The organism is Sulfitobacter sp. 1A15299 (assembly GCF_043556915.1).
In the GTDB taxonomy this organism is placed as follows: domain Bacteria; phylum Pseudomonadota; class Alphaproteobacteria; order Rhodobacterales; family Rhodobacteraceae; genus Sulfitobacter.
On sequence record NZ_JBIFFJ010000055.1, the window covers coordinates 1 to 8,357 of the forward strand.

Genomic DNA, 8,357 nt, shown 5'->3' on the forward strand with positions numbered 1-8,357 from the left:
CTCAATCTCGAAATGAAAAACCGGCAAAGCATTGAAAACAAATGGACCGCAGTCTCAAGAATTCCGGCAGACCGACATGGTGACTCAAATCGGCGTCCAGTCTCACATACCCTGAATTGATTTCAGAAATGCGACACAGGCAAGCTATTGAAAAAAATAGAAAACAGTATCAGAAACTCCGGCAGACCGATAAATGCCATCAGAGATCGAAAAATCAACACCAGCCTTCCCTGATGGGAAGAACGATGAGCCTCTTGACGAAAGAGATCAAGAATCAAGCGTTAGCATCGCCCTGCCCTCCCATGTCGCCGGCTCCGGAACCCTCGATCGGCTGGTTGATACGGCTCGCGACTATCCCAAGGCCTCTACGGCCGAGAATACCAACAAGGCATACGCCGCCGACTGGAAGCACTTCGCGCGCTGGTGCCGGATGAGGGGCACCGACCCCCTACCCCTCTCGCCCGAGATGATCGGCCTCTACCTGACCGACCTGGCGGCTCCGGCAAGCGGCGCTCCTACGTTGTCGGTCAGCACCATCGACCGCCGCCTGTCGGGTCTCGCCTGGAACTACGCGCAGCGCGGATTTTCTCTCGATCGTAGGAACCGCCACATCGCGACGGTGCTGGCCGGGATCAAACGCAAGCATGCGCGTCCACCGGCGCAGAAGGCGGCGGTCATGGCCGAGGATATCCTCGCAATGGTGGCTACCCTGCCCTATGATCTGCGCGGGTTGAGGGATCGGGCGATCCTGCTGCTTGGATATTCCGGAGGCTTGCGCCGCTCGGAAATCGTCAGCCTGGACGTGCACAAAGACGATACGCCGGATTCCGGCGGCTGGATCGAGAGCCTGGAGAAAGGCGCCCTCCTGACCCTCAACGCCAAAACCGGTTGGCGCGAAGTCGAGATCGGCCGCGGCTCCAAGGATCAAACCTGCCCCGTGCACGCGCTGGAGCAGTGGCTGCACTTCGCGAAGATCGACTTCGGTCCGGTCTTTGTCGGAACCTCGCGCGATGGCAAACGCGCCCTCGATGAACGGCTCAACGACAAGCATGTGGCCCGCCTGATTAAGCGCACGGTCCTGGACGCGGGCATCCGAGCCGAGCTGCCCGAAAAGGAACGTCTAGCGCTGTTCTCTGGCCACTCGCTGCGTGCCGGCCTTGCCAGTTCGGCAGAAGTCGACGAACGCTACGTCCAGAAGCAGCTCGGACACGCCTCGGCCGAAATGACCCGCCGCTACCAACGTCGCCGCGACCGTTTTCGGGTGAACCTGACCAAGGCTGCCGGGCTGTAGCAGCGTCTGCGATCGTTGCTGCCGCGCTTCTCGACGTTACTTGGCTAAGTACGCCGAAACGTTAGCCAGGTCTGGCATATCGCCTCGGGCCTACGTTCTGGACCATATGCTAGGCGGCCTGCCCATTCAGATCGCAATCAGTCTTATGCGTTTTTTAGGCCGAAGCTCCAGGATCGGTTCAGATACTCGACCCAGCGTTCACTTCGCGCGATACCTGTGCGCGCAAGAAAACTGCAGATTCACGACGACCAACCACTTGGCGAATGGCTGCCGAAACGGCGTCTCGCGCGCGAGACGCCAGACTTTGCCTATGTCTCCGCCGCGGCACCAATCCGGATGAGAAGCTTTTCAAGCGCCGCTTCATCCCTGATCTCAAGCCCAGATAGCTCCAGAGTGACCCGCCCTCCGCGGGCTTTGGCTTTCAATAGGAGACCTCTCTTCCCCTGCCAATCGACCGTCAGCGTTTCTGGTTTTTGCAACTGCCGATTCCCCGAAAACACGCCTTTGCGTTCAACAAATGTGTCCAGAAGCTCTGTCTCTTCAGATGCATCAGCGAATTTCTCGCCCCGGTCGACCAGTACCGCAGTCAGCTCATCGCCCCTGCCCTCTTTAAGTGCCTGAGCCAGCCGCGCCCCCAACCGTTCACCAATGGCTTCCGGATAGTCGAGATAGGGAGCGAGGTGTTGATGAATGAGCGTGAAGTTGCGGATCTTGTACCGCCGGTTGCGGCTGGAATTGGCGAATAGCGTCTGAATGGCATCGTCGACGGTTTCCACCACGCCATGTTCGACCGCGAGACAGCAGATCCGCCCACGTTCATAGAAGCTTACATCCTTGCGGATTTCGTTTTCCTCGACCATGGCCACCATGGCATCCACCGTATCGGGCCGCTCGGAGACCAGCGCCTTGACGGTGGCAAAGCGGTCTTCGCCGGTCTCTGCCCGCAACTCGCGCAAGGCACTCAGTCGCCGAAATCCGCTTACCAGGCGATAGGTCTCAGGGTCCAGGTCCGACACCGTGACCTCGATTGGTGTCTGCTGCCCGCGGGCGCGCAGGCTGTCCATCAACTCCTGCCAGGCCTCGCCGTCGCGATCGAGATGCCGACGGTCACGTGCGTAGGCATGATCGTCGATCCGGTCGAGCTCGATCTGGACGATTACAAGCCCGGCCGAATGCGCCGTGCGCCAGGCATCGGCATCACCCTTAAGTGTGTCGCGGTCCTTGCGCAGCCGCAGGATCTCATCTTCGAGCGAGCGCGCAGCGCCGCCCGCCACCTGCGCAATCGGCGGCGCCTTGCTGGCACTGCCGCTCCGCCGCTCGGACGCGGTTTTTTCAGCGACGGAGCGGAGCGTTGAAACCGCGTCCTTGTCGATGGCGCCCAGTCTCTTGCGTGTCACTCTGCTGCCTCCTTGCGCTCTGCCTCGATGCGGTCGCGTTCCCAGCACCCGATCAGTAGTCTTTTGAATTCGTGATAACACCGGTCGAATGTCTCGCGGCCGCGACGATAGGTGTCGCGGTTGAAGTCTGTATGGCTGGCCTCGTAAATCCCGGATACCCGTTCGCCGGCCTGCCCGACAAGGGCGGTAAACTCCTGCCGGTAGTTGGCGACAAAATCGTCGAGGTAGACCTGGATGACATTGGCCAGCTCCGATTGCTGCACGTCGTCGTAGCGCGTCAACAGGACCTGCACCGCATCCCAAGAAAACTTCGGCGCATCTTCGTGAAGACGCGCCATGCTGTCCTCGATGCTGACGAAGGTGGTGTAGAGCATGTCGAAAAAGCGGCCGGTGGAGTCAAACTCGATGAAGCTCGCCCCGACCGGGATCAGCAGGATATCCGCGGCGGAAAGCGCATTGATCGTCAGGTAGCCAAGCGCCGGCGGGGTGTCGATGATGATAATGTCGTAATCCGACAGTAGGCTCTGCGCCTCTAGGAAGGCACGCAGAGCATCCCAGAACTGCCAGCTTCGATGGCTTTGCATCCAGACCGGCACCTGGAACTCTGCCCAGTAGAGATTGAGTTGCGCCGGAAGGATGTCGATCGTCGGCCAGTGCGTTCCGAAGATGACGTCATCCGCCGTCACCGCGGCGGCATCGCGGATTTCCTCATCGAGTTCTTTGGAAGTCAGGTCGTCGATGCCCAACGTCATGGCCGCGTGACGGGCGCGGTGCCAGGCGAGGATGGAGTAGGCGGTCTGACCTTCGTCCTCGGCCATCGACCCGAACATCGTGCTCATCGAGGCCTGACTGTCGAGGTCGATGACAAGCACGCGGTAGCCATCCAGCGCCGAGGCCATCGCCAAATGTGCGCCGGTGGTTGTCTTGGCGACCCCGCCCTTAAAGTTGCAGACCGAGACTACCTTGGCAGGCCGGCCCTTAGGCCGGTAGGGGCGGTAACCCTTGCCTTGTTGGCCCTCGGACTCCAAGAAGGCCCGGATTTGGTTGACCTCGTCCAGAGTGAAGGTCTTTGCGCCACCGGCTTTCTCGGTCTCCCCCTGTGGAAGCTCCGGATTAGCCTTGAGAACTCGCCGCAGATGCTGCGCGGACACTGGCAGCATGAATGTGGTAATTTCCCAGATGCCGAAGCGTCGGAGATTCTTCTCCCCATCGGGTTTGTAGCCGCGCCTGGCGAGGTCGTCCCTGGCCCGCATGCAGATCTCGGCGGCTACCGTGAACCGTTCCGTTGTGACTCGGGTTGGCACATCGTTTAGGGCATCGCTTGGATCGATGGGCTGCAGTGAGATAGAAGGGGGTGGGGTGCTCATTAATTAATGCCTCGAATGTTCCTGCTTTCCCTGCTTACGCGTATTTTCGCGAACACCAGAGTTTACGGCTACCATAAGCTATGGATTCGCGGGTGTCACGCACGCGAGACAGGCTTCGAAGATAAAAAATCCAAAGAAAGCCGACGGCAAAATCTTTGATTCCTTTAGGAGTCTTTAAGATTCTTTCTTGTCGGGACTCATCTTGCTTTTCAAGCACTTGTCGCCGCCTGCCTTCCCATACCCGGTATAGGATCGACCCGTTTTCAGGGCGGGTCCGACCCGGACACAGGCCCAAACCGACCCATTTCCGTGCTGAAGCCGACCCGCCTTCGTGCAGGGTTTTTTTCGACGGGTCGTGTCGAATTTAGAGTCGAAAAGCTTTAAAAATCGCTCCTCGTAGGGAGATTTCTCCTGACTGAGCGGCGACCTGTCTCCAAAAAATACCCATTTACGTGAAGTAAATCTTGGGAAACCGACCCGTTCTGGGGGCTTTATACCAACTGCCGCGCAAAGCCGGCAGAACAAAATCGACCCGTGGTGATTGACAGTCGGGTCGGTTTTCCGGTCGAATGACAAAAACCAAGAACGCGAGTCGAGTAGTGACCCAATTCCGCACCGTCACCGAGCGGGAAAGCCTTCGCAAGCACGTGGCCGCGATTCACGTCGGCGGCAAGCTTACCTTGTTGCAGCGCAAGCTCAGCAATTGCCTACTATTGCATGCCTATGATGATCTGTTGACCAAAAGCTCGCACCGGATAGACGCTGAAACGCTCTGCGCGCTTTCGGGTTATACGTCACGCGATCGTGACACGCTCAAAGCTGCGCTTCGGGCGCTGGCCGAGACCACGGCGGAATGGAACATGCTGGGCGACAATGGCGAGGAGGAATGGGGCATTTCCTCCCTGATCTCCTATGCGAAGTTGACGGGCGGTGTCTGCGAGTACGCCTATTCCGCGCCGCTCGCGACCAAGCTCTATGATCCGTCCGTCTTTTCGATGATAAACATGCGTATTCAGCGTAACTTTACTTCTGGCCATGCGCTCGCACTCTACGAGAACTGTTTCCGCTTCATACGGACGGGGAGCACCGGCTGGTGGGAACTCGACGTCTTTCGCCGCCTTATGGGGGTGCATGACATGGCGTATTACGACGATTACTCGAAGCTTAACGCCAAGATCATCAAGCCGTCGGTCAAGGAAGTGAACGCCGTCTCCGATATCTCGCTGGTGGCCGAGGTGCGCCGTGAGAACCGCCGGGCAAAATATATCCGGTTCCTCATTTCGCGCAATGGCCAAGAAACGCTTTTCGATCTCGGTGACGACGATGCGGTTCGCAAGTCGGACGCCTTTCGACGGCTTGTCCAGAACGGTATCGCAGAGCGGCTGGCGCAGCGCTGGATCTCCGAGCATGGCGAGGACTATGTGGTCGAGAAACTTGATTTTGTCGAGTCAGAGCGACGGAAGGGCAGGGTGCGCAAGACCCCGACAGGCTATCTTGCGGCTGCGATCAAGGGCGACTTCAAACAGGCGGCTCCGGCTCCGGTGAAATCCGTTTCGGCGCTCACGTCGCCGAGTAAGGAAGATATGGCCGAAGTCGAGCGCAGCGCCGAGAAGGAGCGCTTTGCCGCCTGGCGGCAGGCCTGTCTCGAGGTGATCGACGCCAATCTTGAGAAGCGGTCTCCGGCCAGCCGAAAAGCGGTGCGGGATCGATTCGAGCGCCTGCTGGAGGACGACTTCGAGCGCGGCCAGTTCCGCCGCTACGGATGGCAGGCGCGGGCGGTCTTTACGAAGGTGCGCGAGTTCTGGTCCGACCTGATTCCGGAAGGTTTGCCAGAACAATCAGATTGATGCGTCTCGCGCACGCGACGAAGCAGCAGAAATGCGGCATCTCGAGAGAGCGCTCCACGGCATCTTTGTTTGGCGAATTCGAGGGCTGGAGCGGGGGAGGGGGCATTGCATCTGAATAGGAAGACGAAGTGAGTGCACCGGCCAACATACCGGACGGTGCGGCACTCGGCTGAGTAGCCTTGGCAGGGCCAGTGTGACATGGAGTCGGCTCTGAAAGCGACCATGGCTCAGGCCAATTCGCTTAAAGGCAATCCTAAAGCGGTTTGCTTTTGATGTGGATCGAATGGGGATTCACAGGGAAGGATTTGTCTGATTCATATGTGGACGCCGCCTTTGGCAAGGGCTGATTTTGTCGAGATGCGGGTAATCGGTTGCTTTCATATGTCCGGCCTGTTTATGCGGCTTCGAAAGCGCCGCTGGCCCTGATGGAAATCCGCTGAAGAGGTCCCTAATCAATCTAGCGCGCTTGTGGGGCGCGGTGAATCAGACGGGTTTGGCTCTCCGTTGGCTCGATCGTTACGCATCATTGACTGCCTTTGCCAATTCGGATCGGGTCGCGCGTTTATGCGGCGAGCCCATAAGGTCTATAGGTTTCTCCTCGTGTGAGTATCGCCCATGCGACGCGCGCGAGTTTGTTGGCAAGAGCCACCGAGACAAGCCGGAATGGCTTTTTCTCCAGCAAATTATTGACCCAGTCTGTCATTGGTGTCGGAGATCATGCCCCATAGCGTGGTGTAACTCGCGGCTGGCCGGGCGCTTTCGACGGCCGAGCTGATCAGTCCGTCTGAGTTGCAGGCAGGCTGATGATGGGATCATCGCAGACCGGTGCCAAGGTTTCCAGATGTCCTCATGGGGCGGCCAGGTTCTGATACTCTGGCGCTTTCACATCTCAGTGGAGGATGACATGAAGATTTTCGTTGGTATCGACGTTTCGCTTGCGAGTTCAGCAGTCTGCGTACTCGACGAGCGTGGGCAAACCTGAAGCAAGCGCAGATCGTAAGCGACCCTGAAGCTTACATCTCGTTCTTAAGTGATCTGCCATGGCCCATAGAAGCGATCGGCCTCGAGGCCGGACCACTGTCACAATGGCTCCACCGTGGCTTGCAAGAGGCAGGATTCGAGCTCATTCTGATGGAGACGCGCCAAGTAAAGGCGGTCTTAAAAGCGATGCCCATCAAGACCGACCGACGCGATGCCGAGGGTATCGCGCGGCTGCTGCGTATGGGCTGGTTCAGGCCGGTACATTGCAAATCGGTTTCGGCGCAAGAGATGCGCGCTCTTCTTAGCACTCGCAAGGCGGTTCAGAAAGCGTTGCTGGATATCGAGCAGTCGCTCCGGGGAGTGTTGCGCAACTTCGGGCTGAAGCTCGGGCCTGTCAGCAAAATCCGCTACGAGGCACGGATCCGCGAAATGGTAACAGGGAACTCTGCGTTGGAGACTGCATCGGCAGCAATCCTGAGGGCCCGAGCAGTACTGCGTAGTGAACTTTCTGCCCTCGAGCGTCGGGTCTTCGCACTCACACGTCATGACGATGCCTGTAGACTAATGATGACCATGCCTGGGGTCGGCGCCGTAGTCGCCCTAACGGTCCGGTCGGCGATTGATGATCCAACGCGGTTCCACTCGTCGCGCGATATCGGGCCATGGGCCGGTCTGACGCCGCGGAGAGAGCAGTCTGGCGAACGAGACGTTTCTGGTCGGATCACAAAAGCGGGTGATGCATCATTGCGAACAGCGTTGTTCAACGCGGCAACCGTACTGATGCACCGAGCAAAACCGTGCTGGCTCAAGGCGTGGGGATTACAGGTCGCCAAGCGCCGGGGGCAGAAACGCGCCACCGTGGCGGTCGCAAGACGCATCGGAGTTGTGCTGCACCGCATGTGGCTGGATGGCACGGAGTTCCGCATGAAGCGGTGTTCAAACGAAGCCCCAGGTACAGCGGCTACCGCCTGACCTTGCGACACGATCGGTAAGAGGAGGTACAACAGCTCCTGGCAGGATTCAGCCTGCCAAGACGAGGTCCCCACCGGGACGCGGTTCCTGGCAAAGCCGGATATGACGCCGTCGCCGAGCAATCCGTTCGAGCGCGTTTTCCAGATAGGCATCCAGGAACCGATCTCACCGACATCATGTAGGTGGCCCTGCGTGCCAACCACGGACGGAAGCATGACACCGGTGTGAGGGCTGAGATTGCAAGTTTCGTTGCTGCCGAAGGAGTATAGAGCAATATGGACGACCTTACGGGGCGTGCGACGCGGGCTGCGCTCCGAGATTCACGGTCTCCGCGCCCCCGCGTCTCATATGCTGCAGCCATACTGGTGAACCGCAGCGGAATTTTTGCGCCGATTCCGGCTTGACCACTAAAGCCCCATGACGGAAGCGTCATGTATCGCGCACGCTGCACAGTCCATTCTTCGGTCTGCTCCATGAGGATGGCGCCGACGAGGCGACGTAT

The 8,357-nt window shown here is 58.8% G+C and carries 4 protein-coding genes and 2 pseudogenes; 3 read left to right on the plus strand and 3 right to left on the minus strand.

What is annotated here, in order from left to right:
- The first annotated feature begins 193 nt into the window (after positions 1 to 193).
- Complete coding sequence (locus ACGYK7_RS18675; protein ID WP_394403903.1) at positions 194 to 1,291, plus strand: tyrosine-type recombinase/integrase; 1,098 nt, start codon at positions 194 to 196, stop codon at positions 1,289 to 1,291.
- A 308-nt stretch (positions 1,292 to 1,599) separates the two neighbouring features.
- On the opposite strand, the gene ACGYK7_RS18680 is transcribed toward ACGYK7_RS18675, so the two are convergent.
- Entirely contained in the window at positions 1,600 to 2,688 is a 1,089-nt protein-coding gene (locus ACGYK7_RS18680; protein WP_394403904.1) for a ParB/RepB/Spo0J family partition protein, read from the minus strand.
- Entirely contained in the window at positions 2,685 to 4,055 is a 1,371-nt protein-coding gene (locus ACGYK7_RS18685) for an AAA family ATPase (RefSeq protein WP_394403905.1), read from the minus strand. The genes ACGYK7_RS18680 and ACGYK7_RS18685 overlap by 4 nt, the downstream gene beginning before the upstream one ends.
- 569 nt (positions 4,056 to 4,624) lie before the next feature.
- Here ACGYK7_RS18685 and ACGYK7_RS18690 point away from each other — a divergent pair.
- A complete protein-coding gene (locus ACGYK7_RS18690) occupies positions 4,625 to 5,902 on the plus strand; it encodes a replication initiation protein (RefSeq protein WP_394403906.1) in 1,278 nt (425 codons plus the stop codon).
- Between the two features lie 562 nt (positions 5,903 to 6,464).
- Here the strand turns inward: ACGYK7_RS18690 and ACGYK7_RS18695 are convergent.
- Positions 6,465 to 6,590: pseudogene (locus ACGYK7_RS18695) on the minus strand (IS110 family transposase); the annotation flags it as partial.
- Positions 6,591 to 6,806: 216 nt separating this feature from the next.
- Here ACGYK7_RS18695 and ACGYK7_RS18700 point away from each other — a divergent pair.
- Positions 6,807 to 7,855: pseudogene (locus ACGYK7_RS18700) on the plus strand (IS110 family transposase).
- Positions 7,856 to 8,357: the final 502 nt, after the last annotated feature.